Source organism: Planctobacterium sp. R6, assembly GCF_055755215.1.
On the sequence record NZ_JBVTQY010000006.1, the window covers coordinates 59,139 to 76,949 of the forward strand.

A 17,811-nucleotide genomic window follows, 5' to 3' on the forward strand; every position below is an offset into this window, starting at 1 on the left:
TATGTTTTTCCGATTGCGCTAATTTTTAGCATTGCCAATGATGACCCGGATTTGGTTGAGGACTTCATAGCCTGCACTAAAGCACAGGCTGTCTTCGGTGAGTTCGTTTCTGCGGGTAACACCATCGACACTGCCTTTGGCAGACAGGTATTTTAAGAGACTTTCCACATCGAGATTTTCCAGTAAATCCGCGGGATGCCAGAGGCTCATGATACCGATCAATCCGTACGCGCCCCAGTTTGAGACATCGGCCACTAATAACTCATCACATTCGGTCACCGAAGGAATTATATTGAGTGATGCCAGCTCTGGTGCAATATTGCCCATGCCAATTTCGTTGCCGCCATCGCCAATGGCGATAGTAGGGCAGTTTGCCTGGCTCATAAAAAAATCAAAACTGGCGCAGCGGGCAGAGATATCTTCCCCCCGCATATTGCAATACTGGCCTTCGCTATTGAGGCCCGGCCGTTCGATGGAAATAATGGCCGCCGGTTGGTATTGAGCTGCGATTTGCTGCGCGTACAGAGGGGCACCCTGAACATCATTAACCGCGATGGGGATAACCCGATAGTCATCTTTGAGTTGCGCATAAAGTGGATCACCACAAACCAGGTGGGGTGTTTTACCCAGCGTTTGCAACAGATTATAGAGTAATATGGCGCCTACCGGACCGTCAGTCTCAAATGTATGATCTACAGGAAATCCGGTGCCAATCAGTACATTCCCCTGGCAGTGGAATAGTGTTTTTGCGGCGCGTAAAAAGTAACCTGGACGCAATGCCGACTGCATCGTTTTCATGCCTCTGAGGTTGCGTGCCACCAGACAATCTTCAATTTGCTGACTGATATTAATGAGGTTCATCATAGACGAATAGCGTTTCTCGTTTTCCAACAGTTAATGTGCATTACACTTTCCAGATAATGCGCTTTTTGTACATGTAGTGAAATATCACATAAGACACAACCAGGAAGCTCAATGACCAGGCCAGTGAGCCATTATAATTCCCCAACAGTGGTTGATAAACATGGGAAAACAAAAAGGCTTTCAGCGAAATTCCCTGTACGGGTACCATGATTAGGATCCGCTCTGCAATGCCGGCAAACAGGTAAAAAGCAATGGAGTTCGCGCCAAAAACGATAAAGGGTGCGGACCAGCCTTTGATACCCCGGTGATCAATAACATAAATACACAATGTCAGAGTCAGGATTGCTATGCCTGAAGACAATAAGACAAAGGAAGGCGACCACAGTTGTTTGTTTATCGGAAAGACCGGGTCCAGAAGCCAGCCAGCTGTGGTTAAAACCAAACCCCAAAATAACAGCATTTTTACCTGAGGTAACCGCGGGGTTCTGTTTTGAGTGGCCCGTTGCAGATAATCACCGACTGCCACACCGGAAATACAAGATGCCACAGCCGGTAGAGTGCTTAACAACCCTTCCGGATCAAAGCTGAAGGGATGGGTGCTACTATCGTATACATGGTTTGTTGTCAGAAGCAGATGATCTAACCAGGCGGCCAGGTTATTGCCTTTGATGAGTAAGCCTTGATAGACATTACCCTGGGTATCGCTGTAGGGCACACAAAGCATCAAAACGGCATATAAAACAAGCAATAGCGGGGCCATTGCGTAGAAGTACTTCTTAGGCAGATACAGGTAGCTCAACACACAAAACAAATAAACAACAGCAATGCGTTGCAGCACACCTAATAGCCGGATGGAATAAAGACGTTGTTCTAACCAGTCGTAATTGTCAGCAATAAAATTAAAATAAAACAGCGCCAGAAACAGTCCCAGAGCGAATAATTTAGCGGCGCGGATGGCTGATGAATGCACGATGGCTGATTGGCTCAATCCCTTAGCTTGCATCACAGTGACAGACAGGCTGATGGATACCCCAACGATGAAAATAAAAAACGGGAAAATCAGGTCTGTAGGTGTCCAGCCATGCCATTGTGCGTGGCTAAGCGGGGCATAGACGTAAGACCAACTACCTGGATTATTCACCAGAATCATGGCCGTGATTGTCAGCCCCCGGAACACATCCAGAGATAACATCCGGTTCGAGGGTATCTTACTGAGAATCGACTCCGCATAGCGGCTAAAAAATACCATAACACATTTCCGTATTGTGAGTGTCAGCTGGGCAGGGCAACAATGTAGCTGTCCTGACCCAAAGAAACTCATGAAAATATTTCATGTTTTGATGAAATAAAGTCATTTTTATTCATGTATGTGAATAGGTATAAATATCCCCATGCACTAACAACGTACGCAGCATAAAGGCATTGCCCCGCAGTGTTTGACGCGTCGGAAAACCGGACCCCACAGCATCATGAGTAACGACTTTACCTTTACAATTAAAACTCAGCGTTTTGATGAACATTATCATCCTGCGAATAACACCCGAATTACCACTAATTTTGCTAACCTTGCCAGGGGCGAATGTCGTCGGGAGAATCTGCACAATGCTTTGAAAATGATAGACAACCGCTTTAATGCGTTGGCCCATTGGGATAACCCCAACGCAGATCGCTATGCGCTTGAACTGCAAATTGTGTCAGTGGATATGGCAATTCAGGGCTGCAGCGACGCATTCCCCAGTATCGAGATTCTGAAAACCAGTATATTTGATCGGCACACCAACAAGCGCACAGAAGGTATTGTAGGCAATAATTTTTCGTCTTACGTGCGGGATTATGATTTCAGTGTGGTGCTGTTAGAGCACAACAAAGGACAGGCTAAATTTAGTATTCCGGACGGCTTTGGTGAACTGCACGGAAAACTGTTTAAGCACTTTGTGAATTCAGCGGCTTACCAACAACACTTTGAAAAACCACCGGTTATCTGTCTCAGTGTGTCCGACAATAAAGTTTATCAGCGTACTGAAAATCAGCATCCGGTGTTGGGGGTTGAGTACCAGCCAAACGAATCCTCACTGACCGAGCAATATTTCAAAAAAATGGGATTACAGGTGCGTTATTTTATGCCGCCTGACAGTGTGGCCCCGCTGGCTTTTTATTTCTTTGGCGACTTGCTCAGTGATTACAGTAACCTGGAACTGATCAGTACTATCAGCACTATGGAAACCTTTCAAAAGATTTACCGCCCGGAAATCTACAATGCCAATGCGGTAGCAGGTAAGTGCTATCAACCTAATTTGAAGAATCTGGACCACTCGCTTACTCAGATTGTTTACGACCGGGAAGAGCGCAGCAAACTGGCTATTCAACAGGGTAAATTTGCTGAACAGTACTTCATTAAACCGTATCAACCGCTGCTGGAGCAGTGGTCTGCCAACTATGCCCTTTAACTTACAGAGAAACAGAATCAGCGATATTATGAAAACACTTTTACCTACATCTACGGCGGGCAGCTTGCCTAAACCCTCCTGGTTGGCACAACCTGAACAGCTTTGGTCACCCTGGAAATTGCAGGACGAAGAGCTTATCGACGGTAAACAAGATGCACTGCGGGTGTCCTTACAGGAACAACAACAGGCGGGCATTGACATTGTTAGTGACGGCGAGCAAACCCGGCAGCATTTTGTGACCACCTTTATTGAACATCTCAGTGGTGTGGATTTTGAAAACCGCAAAACTGTAAAAATTCGCGATCGTTATGACGCCAGTGTGCCGACAGTCGTTGGGCCGGTGAGCCGCAATAAGCCGGTGTTTGTCGAGGACGCAAAATTTTTGCGCCAGCAAACGAAGCAACCCATCAAATGGGCACTGCCAGGTCCCATGACAATGATAGATACTCTTTACGATGCCCATTACAAAAGTCGCGAAAAACTGGCCTGGGAATTCGCAAAGATCCTCAATCAGGAAGCCAAAGAGTTAGAAGCCGCCGGTGTTGATATTATCCAGTTTGACGAGCCGGCATTTAATGTCTTTTTTGATGACGTCAATAGCTGGGGCGTAGCCACACTGGAAAGAGCGATTGAAGGTCTCAACTGCGAGACCGTAGTACACATTTGCTACGGCTATGGTATCAAGGCCAATACTGACTGGAAACAAACGCTGGGATCTGAATGGCGACAATACGAAGAAGCGTTTCCAAAGCTACAGCAGTCAGGTATCGATATTATTTCGTTGGAGTGTCACAACTCTCATGTGCCTATCGAATTACTGGAACTGGTGCGGGGTAAAAAGGTAATGGTGGGCGCTATTGATGTGGCCAGTAATAAGATTGAAACACCTGAGGAGGTGGCCGAAACCTTGCGTAAAGCCTTGCAATATGTCGATGCGGATAAGCTTTATCCCTGTACTAATTGCGGTATGGCGCCGTTGTCGCGCCAGGTAGCCAGAGGAAAGCTACAGGCCCTGAGTCAGGGAGCGGCTATTGTACGCCAAGAACTACAGGGCGCCTTGTAGCCTTGCGCGCATTTCCCCTGACCGGTGGTGGTTTTCAGGCAATACTACTGAATTCCACCACCGGTTGATTGTTGTCACCCTCCTGGCTTACAGCCAGCCGGACAACCAGGATGCTTTTTTGTCTGCAGGGCGATTTCGCAGTAATTCGGTATTGCCCTGCAACATGTTCATTCTGGTGGAAACCGGCGCAGCCAAAGGAATATCCGTTGCCTGTTTACCAAAATTGGCTCGTTGAATTTCGCCATCAGTACTGTTCAGTATGTACCACATCTGATTCGACGGGCGTCTGACGGCGACATCGGCTTTGCCGTCACCATCGTAGTCAGCCACCACCGGAATATCGTCTGCCTGTTTGCCAAAATGGATACGTTGAATCTCGCCATCAGAACTGTTCAGTATGTACCACATCTGAGTGGCGGGGCGTCTGACCGCGACGTCGGCCTTGCCATCGCCATCGTAATCAGCTGCCACCGGAACATCGCCGGACTGTTTGCCAAAATTAATGCGTTGAATGGCCTGATCGGAACTATTGTAGATATACCACATCTGGTTGGAAGGACGTCGCACCGCAATATCGGCTTTACCGTCGCCATCGTAATCAGCCGGTACCGGAATATCCTCACTTTGTTTACCAAAGTTCAGTCGGGTTATGCCATCGCTGAAACCTGTCAGGCTGTCAACGCCTGAGGAGTTTTTGATGTACCACATCTGGTTTGCGGGGCGTCTTACAGCGATGTCAGTAATACCATCGCCGTCGTAGTCAGCAGGTACCGGAATGTCGCCAGATTGCGTGCCAAATCTCAATCGGCTAATACCGTCGGCAAATCCGGTTAGTCTGTCCACGCCCGAAGAGTTTTGGACATACCAATAGTGCGTTGATGGGCGTCTGACTGCGATATCAGTGATACCATCTCCGTCAAAGTCACCGGAGACAGGAATGTCTGCGGACTGGGTGCCGAATGTCAGGCGTTGTGTTTCACCGTTTCCGGAATTGGCAATGTACTGAATTTGTCTGTCAGCTCTTCTCACCGCAATATCAGCCCTGCCATCTCCGTCATAATCATAAGCAGTAACCGGCTGGGTAAGCTCAACCGCAACACTCACACTGCCGCCATTTCCGTTGTTACCACCGGTTGTTGCCCAGGTATCCGCTGCCAGATTGTCCGGGTTGTTTAACGCGACGAGTTCACCGTCTGCGGTTATGAAAATGACTTTTTTATCTACCAGTACCAAGGGCGAAGTGACCTGGCCGATGTCGCTGTAAACATTGCGTTGTTCGTTTTCAGGTTTGACATTGTATTGCCATTGCAACTCACCTAAGCGCGTCGCTTCAGGTAACACCGCACTGACGTAGCCACTGCGGGTACCTGAGATAATGGCGCCAGCTTCATCACTGACAAAGCCTGTGATATCACCGGCAGAGCGCACCTGACGCTGGTCCTCTCCGGTTTCGGTATCAATGGCGGTCAGCAATCCACCTTCACCTGCCCACAGGGTGCCGTCTGCGTCGATGACCATCCCGGCATGAGTGCAACAACTACTGTTGCGCCACAATTCGTTACCAGAGGCATCAAGGGCAATTAAATAGGATCCATTGTCATAAACGGCGTAATAAAGGTTACCATTGTTGTCCAGGGCGATAGTGCCGTAATTTCCGGCGTATGCCGATTGAGATTGTGGCGTGTATTGCCAGTTTACCGCGCCGTCATTGGTTACCTGTAATACTGTGGCGTTGTCCAGTACCACGTAATAGACCTGATTGACGCTGCCTATGGAACTGATAATCTCATCGGTTTGTAATTGCCAAAGCTGTTCGCCCTGCAGGTTCATCGCCACCAGGTAGTAGTTACCATCAATATGGGCTGACGTCAGCAAGGTTTCGCCATTGGAGCGCACCGGCGTCAGGCCTTTTTCCAGCCAACTTGAGGCAAATCGCTGCTCCCACAGTTGCTCACCGTTGGCTGATATCGCTTCAACAGAGCTGTACTCACCTGACAGGTAAACCACATCATCAATAACCGCAATCTGTGGGTAGTTTGATATCGTCCGATAGCTCCACAACCAGTTGCCATAGCGATCATAAGCACTCAGTTCTTGTCTGCCCGTTAACAGGTATAACTGATCAGACCCTGCCACCAGTTTGTCCGTCACGCTGGTGTTGAGGTTAGTTTTCCACGCCAGTTTACCGATGTCGTTGGATGGCTGTTCCGCCTCAGGCTCGCTGCGTGTCGCGTCGTTAGGGTAGGCATCTTCGCTGTCTGGTATACCATCGCTATCGCTGTCTTCCAAAAGTGGTGACGTTCGGTTTTGATATTCAACCAGATTTGAGACGCCATCGTTATCTGCGTCTAGCAGGCTGTCGTCGACACTGGGATCTAAGCCGTACGCCAGTTCCCACTCATCAGCCATGCCATCATTGTCGTTATCTGCTAATACATTAACCACAATATTAGCCAGCGGTATAAAGCGATTTACCTGTTCAATATAGGCGTTCAGATTGTAGAGTATACGGCCTTCTCTGGTGGCCAGTCCGGTTTGTCGGAAGCTGATGCTGCCATCTTCATTCTCTATCCAGACACTGTTTGGCGTCGTGGCCTGACCGGCATATTCGAGACTAATGGCAGGGAACGAAATGGACAAATCTGAAACTTCATTCCACACATTATTGATGGTGCCCGCCATGGTGAAATATTCGTTATCAATGACTGATATTTCATTGGCAGTATCCATGTCAGCTGTGGGTATTGCGGACCAGTAAACCGGAGCCAGTTGCACCAGGCCGGTATCTTTTACTGAGATTTCGACAGCATGATGGGCAAACAACCAACTGTCGGGGCGGGGCACTTCAACACTAAATCGATAGCCGTTGATGCTTGCATCATAAGTGAGTTCGCTGCCTGACAATTGCCACCCTTCCTGAGACTGATTACTGACCTGAATCTCAATATCGTCAGTATTCGCAACATTGTGAATCGCCCCTGTGATCAACTGGCTGTCGGTTTCGCTATCAAATATGGTAGCCACCTCATCCAGGACGATTTGCGGCATTGAAGTCAGCAGTGCTTCAAGGTTGACGGTGACATAGGTTTCCGACAGAAAACGCGAACTATCAAAGCAGGCACTATCACCTTCACATAAGCGCACTCTGAAACGAATACCGCGGGATCTGATGTCTCGAATACTCAGCCCGGAAAGCAGGCGGGCAAGTTTTACCGGATCGTCAGTAAAGGCCACACTTAAAGTGGTTTCTGTTGTCTGGCTATTCAGTGAAACGGTCAAAGCATCATTGAAGCCTGAACTGGCTATATCGGTAAACTGGCTGGTGCCATTTACTGTTTCTTCCACAGTAACTGAAAAATTACTGTCTGCCGGCAGTGAAGGGTGGCTTAGGGTGATACTGACTGGCTCATTCTCAGATGCAAAATAGATTTGCTGTTCGCTGCTGATAGCAATGCTGGACTCAAATTCCGATGTCTGACGTAAGGCAATTATATCGGGTAGTGATATACCGTTATTTTCATAATAGCCTATCAATACCAGACATTTTTGAGTGGGATTGTCAGCCAGTGCCAGATTGCTTTGATTTGTATCTACACTATGGGTGTCGTCTAAATTGCGAACAAAAAAGTCTGAACAATACTCACTGTTTAACTCCAGTAACTGTTTTTGAGAGTAATCCCCGTTGTTTAACCAACTTACTGTCAGGCCATTACCATCCTGGTTGAAGATTAAATCACTCAACGGTGCTGAACGGGTAGACAGTGGCCAGGTTTTTCTCAGGAATTCACTGGCATCCGCTGCATTGAGTTCGGTTTCAGCAACCCCGATGACCTGCTCATTGATTGATAAATTCGGATTACTGAATTTGTCAAAAGAAACGCCTCCTGATTGCATCACAGAACCGACATTTTTGTTGTCGATAGTCGTGCTGAACCCGTAGGGAATGGCATAATCGTGACTTACCAGCAAGTTAGCTCTTTCGTGCTGCAGGCCCATTGAGTGACCAATTTCATGGGTAAGCACCATGTCATCAATATCAACGTGGATGTCGGAAAGAAACACGTGTCGACTCGCCTCTGATGTCAGACCACCCTGGTTGTAATCATCGTCGGTGAAAGGCCACAGTTGCGCAAAACCACCAATGCCCGGCTGCATATCAGGCTGATACAAATAAACGATTCGTTCTGCTTTTCCTTCCAAAATGGCTTTGTTGATTGGGTAGGTAGGATTATTGGAAAGGGCGACCAGATTGCTGATTTCACTTTCATCAGAGACAGTAATGATATCTCCCAAGGCAAAGCGAAAATCGTAAACTTCAGAATTTACCAGAATCAAATTGCTGTAATCAATCAACTGCGCGAATACGTCTTCAATAGTCATGTCTTTAGACAGCGCCGTGATCAGTACCTGACTTAAAGACTGAGGAGTGACCACAAAACTGGTGTATACCACATTGTCTTCAATAATATCCGACCGGGTCTGTTTCAAACCGGCAACAGACTTTTGCTTCAGGGGGAGTTTCAGTGGTTTGTTGTGACCGGGAGAAAGGACATGGTCATTAAAGTTATCCTGTTCGGTATGCAGGTGTTTTTCTGATAAAGCACCATCTGCACTTAAGCTAAAAAATCGATTTTGACCTTTGAAGTTAATCTGAAAGTCCAGTTCCTGTTTCAGGTTGCGATGGACTTTAACGGTTTGTCCGGATTTAACTGAGCGATAAAATACCACTTCACCCCGACCATCGTCATAGCGTTGCACTGCAATAAAACTGTCCAGAGCCGTGACAACAATTTCAGGGCGATGCTCAAATGCCTTTAGATCCGGGATCTGAAATGGTTGATTGTGGGCCAGTGAATTACAGGAAGTGAAGAGCGCCAGAACAACAGCGAAAAGTACAACTCCGATTTTCATTTAACTACTCCATGAAAAGTGCGAAAGTCATCTTATCAGTGGAATTTAATAGACTCAATTGTGAATTTAAAATATTCAAAATTTATCTAACTTGTTGTTTAATATGGTAAATAATTGTCTCCGGTTGTCTTGCGTTATTTAAACAGATTGCGACTCCGCCTCGTCTGATTGACTGACATTTATTCAGGTATGTTCTTATTCAGTTCGTACGAAACCGCTAAAAGCACGTACTCCTTTCACAGATTGCTTTGTTATTTATTGCACAGTAAATATGGCGAACAGTTAAGTTAGATAAATAAAAATGTTGAATTCTTCTTATTTGCAAATAATAATGATTATCGTTTAGGTTGTTTGGCAAGAACCCATGTTCCCATTCGAGATCGTATATTCAAATTTTAGGGCTGCAACACGTCATTATCGGCTCAGGTATCGCCGTATGCTGTTACCTGGATTTATACTTTTGCTGATTGTTCAACCTTCAACACGTGAAGTTACTGCCGGCGTGCTGGCTGATGCCTTTATTCAGGTATCTGCATTTGTTGCTGCCACGCTGGCGCTTTATTACGGCGTTTTGCATTCAGTCGGACAGGACCGCATAGCCCAATGGATGCAAAAACATCCTTTTCTCGAATTAAGTGTATGTGCTTTGCTTGTCGCGTTGCCCGGTTGTGGCGGTGCCATCATTGTGATTACCCAGTACACACAAGGTAAGATTAGCTTCGGTGCAGTAGTGGCTGTATTAACTGCCACCATGGGAGATGCTGCATTTTTATTGTTAGCACAACAACCATTGGATGGTTTATTGCTCATTTGCAGCATATTAGTGACCGGTATTGTCAGCGGGTGGTTAGTGAATTTGATTCATGCGCCAAATTTCATGCGACCAGCAATGAGTCAGGCAGAAATTAAAACCTGCGTAAGTAAAACAGATTCGCCTGTACAGAAGGTTGTTGCCAATGCGTCCTTGCAGTTTTGGCGTGTTTTGTTGTTGCCCGCGCTGGCATTGGGCGCTATTGCGGCGTTTCAGTTGGACGCCAATCTTATTTTTGGATTACCGGATAATAGTGTAGAAAAGCTGGGCGCAATTTTAGGGTTTGTCGCCGTTTTATTGTGGTCTTTATCATCCATTGGTGACACTTATGAAACGGTTACCAGTGAAGACCGCGCTGAAGCGCCGCAGCACTGGATGGTAAAAGTGGCGCAGGATACGCAGTTTGTGACCAGTTGGGTTGTTGCGGCGTTTTTGATGTTTGAACTGACGGTATTTTGGTTTGATATTGACCCGGTCGCCTTATTTCAAAGTTTAGGCCCTTCTGTGGTTTTAATGGCGGTGCTGGTGGGGTTGTTACCCGGATGCGGTCCGCAGATCCTTGTGACCGGTCTTTACTTGCAACAGGCGATACCCTTCTCTGCGCAGTTAGCCAATGCTATTAGTAATGACGGCGATGCCTTGTTTCCTGCTATTGCACTGGCACCGAAAGCGGCGTTAATTGCGACACTGTACTCTGCAATACCCGCTTTAGTCGTGGGTTATGGATTTCTCATCCTTTTTGAATGAGCGGAAACACAAGAGATTGGCGAGGCCAACTATGCCATTTTTCAAGGCAAGCGGTTGATGTCACTGTGATTGCAGATTCCACCTCAAATCCGCTCTTGTGTTAGCCCACATCTGCCGGTGCAGGTTGGCTTTAAACAGAGCTCCTGTCAGGGAACCGTTTCAGCGAACCAGACTCCTTTTACATGGCTCCTTTTGCACTTTTTTGACAGAGCGTTAATCCGCAGCCACTGTTGTGTGCTGTTGTTTTCTCAACCTGATACCTAACCAGATAAACCCGGCAGCACAAATAGCCAATGCAACGCTCATACCCGAAACATCTTTGAATCCCTGTTGGTGCAGATTTAGAATAATTTCACCCAATACCAACCATTCGTATATCACAGTCAGCGCGAGGGTCACTCCGGTTAGCAATGCTGCGCAACTTAAAAAGGGTAACAGGTTTTTGAAAAAGGCCGCCAATAACATGGTAAGCAGTATTACAATGCCGAAGCTGGCTTCTACCACAGTGCCTCTGTCAGCAAGGTCTGCGACCAGCGTACGCTCTAGTAGTAGTGCGACGGCTGTTGCTACGATGACACCGGTACAGCCGCCGATGGTGAGGCCGCGCATAGTGGCTATGACCTTGGGATGATTACCCTGTTTTACGCGTTTTGCGATCCACAAGACATTACCGGCGACAATCATCATGCAGACGCCCATAGCCAGTAAAAAGTAAATGAAGCGTACATCCATACCGGCAAAATTAGCAAAGTGCATGTTGTATAGGAGCCGGGTACCGTCTTCGAAAACATTGCCGGCTGGTGGATTTAGCGCTTCAGGGAAGTCATCGGTTTTAACCTGGTAATAAATTTCAAAGCGTTCAGCAAATGTCCCGTTAATTTCACCGCGCAAACGGATCACCGCATTTTCATCGCCGTAGTTATAAAAATTGAAATCATTGACGTCTACCTGATATTCGGTTTTGACCCGCTGCATTAGCTGGTTCAGATCAGGCATGTCATGGGGAATGTTCGCGGGTTCACTGGTAACAGTGGTAAACCCGGCATCTTTTACTACAGCATTAAAATCACCACCATACAGTATCAGTACGGTCGGTATCTGCATGATAATACTCAGGTTTAACATTAAACCTGTCAGAGCAAACATCAGGCCATAAGGAAGTGTAATGACTCCAACGACATTGTGCAGATCCCGCATTTGATAGCGAGTTGATTTGTGTTTGCGATACAAAAAGAAATGTTTAATCAGGTTTTTAAGTTGAACAATAATGCCTGTAAAGATTAACACCAGAAAAAACAGGGTAATGAAGCCAACAATATACAATCCTTGTGGGAGGCTAAGGTTGTAGTGTAAAGCATACAGAAAATCAGCCAGTTCAAATTGCCTTTCATCTGCTAATAATTCACCGCTATTAGGATCAATCACCAGAGACTTAAATTTAGTGGGCAATGGTGTTGCTTTATCGCTACTGTCTTCGGTTGTTGCTTGTTCAACAGATGAGGAATCTGAACGCTGTTGTATCACGGCGTCGTCAGGGACCGAAAAGCTCAAGTCTAAGTAAGGCGAGTGATCAGAAGGTAACCTCAGAATAGAGCGACGACTGGTTACGGCGTTATACTGACTAAAATGCTCCTCCACCACACTATTCAGGTCTAATTCGCCGGCATAGTGATTAACGGGCATTTGAGGTAATACCGCCCAGCGTTGCAGTTCGCCATGAAAGAGTGTGATTGCTCCGGCCCAAAAAACGATGAACAGTGGAATTGATATAATCAGGCCGATCCAGCCGTGTGCGTTAACCGCGTTTCTGAGGGTTTCTGCCTTCATGCCCAAACTCCTGTGTAGAACAATCCATTAATAGTGGCCGAAATGGCCAGTGTTATCAGGCAATAGAGCAGGGGGCGCTTAATTGATGAATAACAATAAAACACAGTAAACAGGCCACCCCACAACAAAAAACCACCTACAAATCCGATGAACAGATACACATCTCTGGGTAGAGGCACCAGGTATGCAATATTTAAGAACAGGCTCATGCTCAATACGAGGCTAAGGATAATGCCGACGATGGTTTTAGCCCACATGAGCACCTCCCATTAATGCTGTAGCCAGCAATACCGCACTGTAAGCGGGGACAATCACTCGCCAGTCAGGGGCATAAGGTGCGCATATCGCAAGTACTACCCAACTTAGCATGACAATGACCAGAGTGACGATTGCTGCCGCCAATGGATGATACTGAGTGCATAACAACAGCGCCGATAAGAGAAAATTAACACTGAACTGGCCCCACGCCAGCGATTTCGAAATGGCTTTTGGCAACAATACCTGTTGTTTTGAGCTTAAATAAGCCCCAAGCGCGGCAATCATACCCAACTGAAAAGCAATAATTTTTAAGATTGGGAAAAGGCTGGCATCTGCCAATATTGGGATGGAGCTGAACAAAAGCACGTTCCTTGTTCGAATTGGTTCAAATCAGGCGGTCAGTATATAAGTGTATGCCCCTGGAGTTCCAGATCTAAATAGTAATGCTTCGCTTTTACTTTTTCGGGGCTGTAAAAATCAGTTCAGTTCGTCAAAAGTTTCTTCTTCCAGCGAAAACAGTAAATCTAATGCGGGGAGCACTACTGTGGCCGCGAAAACAGCGGCACATAGCGCCCAGACATACCCTAAACTGGTGTGGGATTTAATGAACCAGGAGACACTCATGCTGAACCAAAACATATTAAACAGCATAATTTTGAAGTTTGGTTTTAAACATCGGGCGCAAAATTTACAGGCCAGTACTTCGCGATTGAGTATGATCAAACGTTCAGAAAAACTGATACTTTTCCCACAGCAAGGGCAACTCCGTGCAAATAGATTGTTCATTACAAGCACCTGTCAATCAACACTATTTTGTAAATGGTAATCATTATTATTGAGCTTGTCATCAACTATTGTTAAGGGGTACACTAGCGCCAGGCGCAACGAAGATTTTTCATCAGTTTTGCAACGTCGGGAGAACGTTAAATGAAAAAAAATCGTCCAAAAAACATGGACCTTACCACCATTCAATTACCGGTCATGGGACTGGCATCGATCTTACATCGGATCAGTGCGGTCATTGTGTGGTTCGCATTTGCTTTTTTCCTGGCGGGTTTACACCTTTCATTGAGCTCCTCTGATGGTCTGACTCAGGTTAAAGACATGCTGAGCAATCACTTCATCGTACAGTTTCTCACCTGGGGCTTTTTGACCGCGCTTGGCTATTATGTTGTGGCGGGTCTTAAACACATCATCCAGGAATTTGGTTATTGTGAGTCGTTAACGGGTGGCCGCATTATTTCGCAGGTTGCTATTGCCGCAGGATTAGTCTTGAGTGTTCTGTCTGGCTTGTGGGTTTGGGGGGTAATAGCGTGAACTTTAAACGTAATGGCGTAAACGAGTGGATCTTCCAACGAGTCAGCAATGTTCTGATCTTTTGTTATGCGATTTTTTACATCGTTAATGTACTCTCCATGGGAGAAGTGACCTGGGACGCCTGGGTGGCCTTACACTCGGCCACCTGGTTCAAACTGTACTCGACGGCTACGCTGGTGATTGTCATGCTCAATGCTATTTTAGCGGGGTGGCAAATAGGCACCGATTATACCCAAAAGGTACCTGTGCCAGGCTTTTCAGTTATTTTTCATAGCTTTTACACCATAGTGACATTAATTTTTCTGGTGGCAGGGTTGTGCATTCTGTGGGCAAGGTAAACCCGTTAATGCCTGTGTATCCGGAATAGAGTTCTGTACCTGGAGCCTGTGATCAGTATTTCAGTTATCGCAGGCTCTGAATACATTGATATTATCAGATATGCTAAGTCTATGATGTTTAAATGATATTCCTACCTGACAGGGTTTTGTACCCGGGTATTTCTCAATATTTTCAACTAATTCGACATTCAGAACGGAGTCCCAAATTGAAGAACCAAAATTTATTAGGCCTGTCTGTTTCATTGCTACTTGTTTCCTGTTCTCAGGCGCCGGTGGAATCCGATATCACGGCACAATCCGGCAGCAATGAAATTGCGCAACTGCAACAACAAATCGTCAAAACAAACGCCGATATCGCGTTTGCTGTGTATGAAGACGCGTTGATAAGTGCTAATGCTCTGCTGGAAAAAGTTGAAGCGTTTATCGCCCAACCAGATGAAGCAAATTTGCAGGCAGCAAAGGCCGCCTGGTTAGCATCCAGAGAGCCTTATGGGCAATCTGAAGTGTATCGTTTCCGCAATGGGCCGATTGACGTGTTAGCTTCCGACGGCACATACGGTGAGGAAGGCGACGGACCTGAAGGCAGGCTAAACGCCTGGCCACTGGGTGAAGCCATTATCGACTATGTCGCCGTAGAAATTGATGGTAGTGCCGGACCTGAAAATCCAGCAACACAACTGCAAGGTAGTTTAATTGCAAATGTGGATGCCTATCCGGAGATTAATAAGGAGGTCATCAGCCAGTATTTTGAGCACGGCGAAGATGAACGCAATGTTACTACCGGATATCACGCCATTGAGTTTTTATTGTGGGGGCAGGATCTTAATGCAGATGGCAGTGCCGCTGCCATCCGGGACAATACTCCAGGCCAACGCCCGGTCAGTGACTATTTGGTTAAAGCCGGTGAGTGTACTTCCGGTGAGGTTAACGTGTCTGAAGTTGTCTGTCAGCGAAGAGGCGATTACCTTTTAGCTGCAACCCAATTACTCATTGATGATTTAACGCTGGTAGTTGACGCCTGGCATCCGGAAACGGGTAGCCATTATCAGACATTTACAGCGAATACGAATAGCTCGCTCTCTAAAATCCTGGAGTCGATGGGACGTTTGAGTTTTGGTGAATTAGCTGGGGAGCGCATTAACATTGCGTTATCCACCGATTCTCAGGAAGATGAACATTCCTGTTTTAGTGACAATACCCATCGCGACATATATTTAAATGCTTTAGGGGTTCAGAATAGCTATTTAAATCAATATACTCGCATTTCCGGAGAGCAAGTCACTGGGCCCTCCTTCGCGGACTTACTCAATGCAGTCGAGAAAAATGACCTTGCAACGTCATTAACCGATGCCTTGAGTAAAACGATGCAGGCAGCTGCCGTCGTTGATGAAAAAGCGAAAGCAGGTATTCCTTTTGATGTGTTGATCCAGGAAGGTGTTAATCAGCCTGATATCAAAGCAGTTATAGCCGGATTAGTGGCACAGACTGATATTATTGAGCAGGCGATTCAGGCACTGAGCTTATCCACGGGCGAGTTACGTCAGGATACCGAAGAAGATTTAAGTCAATAAATAAAAAAGGGCGAGTTGCATGTGGCTGAAAAGCACGAATCTTAGGGAGAAGGCAATTCGCCTGGTGTTATTTTCAATCTGCGCCCTGGTTATCGGCTGTAGTCCGGCAACACAAACTGATACACCAAAGCCGGATGAGGCTGAGCTAAACAATACAACGCCGCACAAGCACGAGTATATGTCTGGTGGTGCGGCGACGGTTTTTGCGTCCACAAGAGATGCATTCAGTCATCGTCCCCCGTCTGTCGCCAATAACTTTAAACTGGATGGCGCATTCACTTCCGGTGATCATTTGTTCCGCACGCCATTGCAGGGTGTAGGGCCAATACTAAACAACAATACCTGTCAGGGCTGCCATTTAAACGATGGTCGGGGTGTTGTCCCTGTCAATAATGAACAGCCTTTTACCAGTATGCTGGTGAAAATTGGTGATGAATCTGGTGCGCCGGATCCTGTCTATGGCGATCAAATACAGACCTTTTCAGTGGCCAGTTTTGCTGAGTCGGGCTTTACTCCGGGTATGCCTAAATATCATGGCTCCCTCGCTGATGAACTTGTGGGTGAAGCCTACACGCTGGTTTTTTACGAAACGATTGCTGGTCAGTACCTCGATGGCGAGCCGTGGGAATTGCGTAAACCCGTTTACAAATTTAAAGAGATGTCTTTCGGTGATTTTGTTCAGGGTGTGCAATTTTCAGTTCGGGTGGCACCGCAAATCTTTGGTTCTGGATTACTGGACGCAATACCCCAGCAGGATATTATTGCGCTTGCCGATCCTGACGATACTAATGGTGATGGTATTTCAGGTAAGGTGTCCTGGGTAGTTGATGCTATTGATGGTGAACGCAAAATCGGTAAATTTGCGTATAAGGCACAAAACCCCAGTGTATTGCAGCAGGTTGCTGCGGCTTTCAGAGGAGACAGTGGCTTAACGAGTCGTGTTTTCCCCGAAGAGCCATGCACCCCGAAACAAGCCTCCTGCCTTGAAATTGCACAGCAAGAAAACCATGTTGCGCCAACCCCTGATTTGTCTGATACCGTGCTGGCTTTCGTTGAGTTTTATAATCGCACCCTGGCGGTACCGGCAAACCGGGGCTTCGACAGGGAAACTCAACGCTGGGACAGCTCTGTTGTGGCAGGGCGAACGCACTTTCAGGAGATTGGCTGTGCAAATTGTCATACGCCGATGCACACCACCGGACTGGCCAAAGGCAGTGTTTTGGGGTTTCCCGGTCCACTGGGGTTAAGCGCCGCCGCTGAGCCTATTGAAGTATTGTCCGGGCAGACGATTTATCCCTACACCGATCTGTTGTTACACGATATGGGTGGCAGCTGTGCTGTTTCCCGTGAGTTGCAGAGCGGCGAGCGTTGTGAAGCCGGTGCAGATTGTTATTACGTGCAACGCTGTAACGGTCTTGCTGATGGTTTGAAACAAGGTGACGCTGGTGGTACTGAGTGGAAAACGCCTCCACTGTGGGGGATTGGCCTGGTGCAAACGGTTAACCCCGCTGCGACTTTTTTACATGATGGGCGGGCCAGAAGTATCGAAGAAGCGATCCTTTGGCATGGTGGTGAAGCGACGGGTTCGCTGTCCGCCTTTAAATCACTTTCTAAAACAGAACGTCAGCAAGTGCTGGCATTCCTCAACAATTTGTAG

14 protein-coding genes are annotated in these 17,811 nt (G+C 46.8%); 7 read left to right on the top strand and 7 right to left on the bottom strand.

The genetic code is table 11. From position 1 onward, the window contains the following. Positions 1-18: 18 nt before the first annotated feature. Both AC0J20_RS05965 and AC0J20_RS05970 read right to left on the bottom strand, forming a co-directional pair. A complete protein-coding gene (locus AC0J20_RS05965) occupies positions 19-864 on the bottom strand; it encodes a DUF4392 domain-containing protein (RefSeq protein ID WP_473020996.1) in 846 nt (281 codons plus the stop codon). Positions 865-904: 40 nt separating this feature from the next. Then, entirely contained in the window at positions 905-2,113 is a 1,209-nt protein-coding gene (locus AC0J20_RS05970; protein ID WP_473020997.1) for an acyltransferase family protein, read from the bottom strand. 220 nt (positions 2,114-2,333) lie between these two features. Here AC0J20_RS05970 and AC0J20_RS05975 point away from each other — a divergent pair, with 220 nt between their 5' ends. Both AC0J20_RS05975 and AC0J20_RS05980 read left to right on the top strand, forming a co-directional pair. After that, a complete protein-coding gene (locus AC0J20_RS05975; protein ID WP_473020998.1) occupies positions 2,334-3,311 on the top strand; it encodes a DUF1852 domain-containing protein in 978 nt (325 codons plus the stop codon). Positions 3,312-3,339: 28 nt separating this feature from the next. Beyond that, a complete protein-coding gene (locus AC0J20_RS05980; RefSeq protein WP_473020999.1) occupies positions 3,340-4,374 on the top strand; it encodes a methionine synthase in 1,035 nt (344 codons plus the stop codon). 87 nt (positions 4,375-4,461) lie between these two features. Here AC0J20_RS05980 and AC0J20_RS05985 read toward each other — a convergent pair whose 3' ends face one another. Then, positions 4,462-9,285, bottom strand: a complete 4,824-nt coding sequence (locus AC0J20_RS05985) for an FG-GAP-like repeat-containing protein (RefSeq protein WP_473021000.1) — start codon at positions 9,283-9,285, stop codon at positions 4,462-4,464. Between the two features lie 436 nt (positions 9,286-9,721). Between AC0J20_RS05985 and AC0J20_RS05990 the strand changes: the two genes are divergently transcribed. After that, the gene (locus tag AC0J20_RS05990) at positions 9,722-10,843 is read left to right on the top strand and encodes a putative manganese transporter (RefSeq protein WP_473021001.1); all 1,122 of its coding nucleotides are present in this window, start codon (positions 9,722-9,724) and stop codon (positions 10,841-10,843) included. 213 nt (positions 10,844-11,056) lie between these two features. On the opposite strand, the gene AC0J20_RS05995 is transcribed toward AC0J20_RS05990, so the two are convergent. The 4 genes from AC0J20_RS05995 to AC0J20_RS06010 form a co-directional block, all read right to left on the bottom strand. Further along, entirely contained in the window at positions 11,057-12,670 is a 1,614-nt protein-coding gene (locus tag AC0J20_RS05995; RefSeq protein WP_473021002.1) for a PepSY-associated TM helix domain-containing protein, read from the bottom strand. After that, positions 12,667-12,927, bottom strand: a complete 261-nt coding sequence (locus tag AC0J20_RS06000) for a hypothetical protein (RefSeq protein WP_473021003.1) — start codon at positions 12,925-12,927, stop codon at positions 12,667-12,669. The genes AC0J20_RS05995 and AC0J20_RS06000 overlap by 4 nt, the downstream gene beginning before the upstream one ends. Next, positions 12,917-13,288 (bottom strand): hypothetical protein, encoded by a 372-nt coding sequence (locus AC0J20_RS06005; RefSeq protein WP_229530698.1) that lies wholly within the window; start codon positions 13,286-13,288, stop codon positions 12,917-12,919. The genes AC0J20_RS06000 and AC0J20_RS06005 overlap by 11 nt, the downstream gene beginning before the upstream one ends. Positions 13,289-13,405: 117 nt before the next feature. Continuing rightward, on the bottom strand, positions 13,406-13,714 hold the full coding sequence (locus tag AC0J20_RS06010; RefSeq protein WP_229530699.1) for a hypothetical protein: 309 nt from the start codon (positions 13,712-13,714) through the stop codon (positions 13,406-13,408). 141 nt (positions 13,715-13,855) lie between these two features. On the opposite strand from AC0J20_RS06010, the gene sdhC reads away from it, so the two are divergent. From sdhC to AC0J20_RS06030, 4 genes are all read left to right on the top strand, one after another. Next, positions 13,856-14,245 (top strand): succinate dehydrogenase, cytochrome b556 subunit, encoded by a 390-nt coding sequence (gene sdhC / locus AC0J20_RS06015; RefSeq protein WP_473021004.1) that lies wholly within the window; start codon positions 13,856-13,858, stop codon positions 14,243-14,245. After that, the gene (gene sdhD, locus AC0J20_RS06020) at positions 14,242-14,583 is read left to right on the top strand and encodes a succinate dehydrogenase, hydrophobic membrane anchor protein (protein WP_473021005.1); all 342 of its coding nucleotides are present in this window, start codon (positions 14,242-14,244) and stop codon (positions 14,581-14,583) included. Before sdhC ends, sdhD begins: the two co-directional genes overlap by 4 nt. Before the next feature lie 206 nt (positions 14,584-14,789). After that, on the top strand, positions 14,790-16,154 hold the full coding sequence (locus AC0J20_RS06025; RefSeq protein WP_473021006.1) for an imelysin family protein: 1,365 nt from the start codon (positions 14,790-14,792) through the stop codon (positions 16,152-16,154). A 19-nt stretch (positions 16,155-16,173) separates the two neighbouring features. Continuing rightward, positions 16,174-17,811 (top strand): di-heme oxidoreductase family protein, encoded by a 1,638-nt coding sequence (locus AC0J20_RS06030; protein WP_473021007.1) that lies wholly within the window; start codon positions 16,174-16,176, stop codon positions 17,809-17,811.

Excerpts from the sequence above, each read along its gene's own strand:
- AC0J20_RS05965 (WP_473020996.1), bottom strand. The coding sequence starts at position 864 with ATGATGAACCTCATTAATATCAGTCAGCAAATTGAAGATTGTCTGGTG.
- AC0J20_RS05970 (WP_473020997.1), bottom strand. The coding sequence starts at position 2,113 with ATGGTATTTTTTAGCCGCTATGCGGAGTCGATTCTCAGTAAGATACCC.
- AC0J20_RS05975 (WP_473020998.1), top strand. The coding sequence starts at position 2,334 with ATGAGTAACGACTTTACCTTTACAATTAAAACTCAGCGTTTTGATGAA.
- AC0J20_RS05980 (WP_473020999.1), top strand. The coding sequence starts at position 3,340 with ATGAAAACACTTTTACCTACATCTACGGCGGGCAGCTTGCCTAAACCC.
- AC0J20_RS05985 (WP_473021000.1), bottom strand. The coding sequence starts at position 9,285 with ATGAAAATCGGAGTTGTACTTTTCGCTGTTGTTCTGGCGCTCTTCACT.
- AC0J20_RS05990 (WP_473021001.1), top strand. The coding sequence starts at position 9,722 with ATGCTGTTACCTGGATTTATACTTTTGCTGATTGTTCAACCTTCAACA.
- AC0J20_RS05995 (WP_473021002.1), bottom strand. The coding sequence starts at position 12,670 with ATGAAGGCAGAAACCCTCAGAAACGCGGTTAACGCACACGGCTGGATC.
- AC0J20_RS06000 (WP_473021003.1), bottom strand. The coding sequence starts at position 12,927 with ATGTGGGCTAAAACCATCGTCGGCATTATCCTTAGCCTCGTATTGAGC.
- AC0J20_RS06010 (WP_229530699.1), bottom strand. The coding sequence starts at position 13,714 with ATGAACAATCTATTTGCACGGAGTTGCCCTTGCTGTGGGAAAAGTATC.
- sdhC (WP_473021004.1), top strand. The coding sequence starts at position 13,856 with ATGAAAAAAAATCGTCCAAAAAACATGGACCTTACCACCATTCAATTA.
- AC0J20_RS06030 (WP_473021007.1), top strand. The coding sequence starts at position 16,174 with ATGTGGCTGAAAAGCACGAATCTTAGGGAGAAGGCAATTCGCCTGGTG.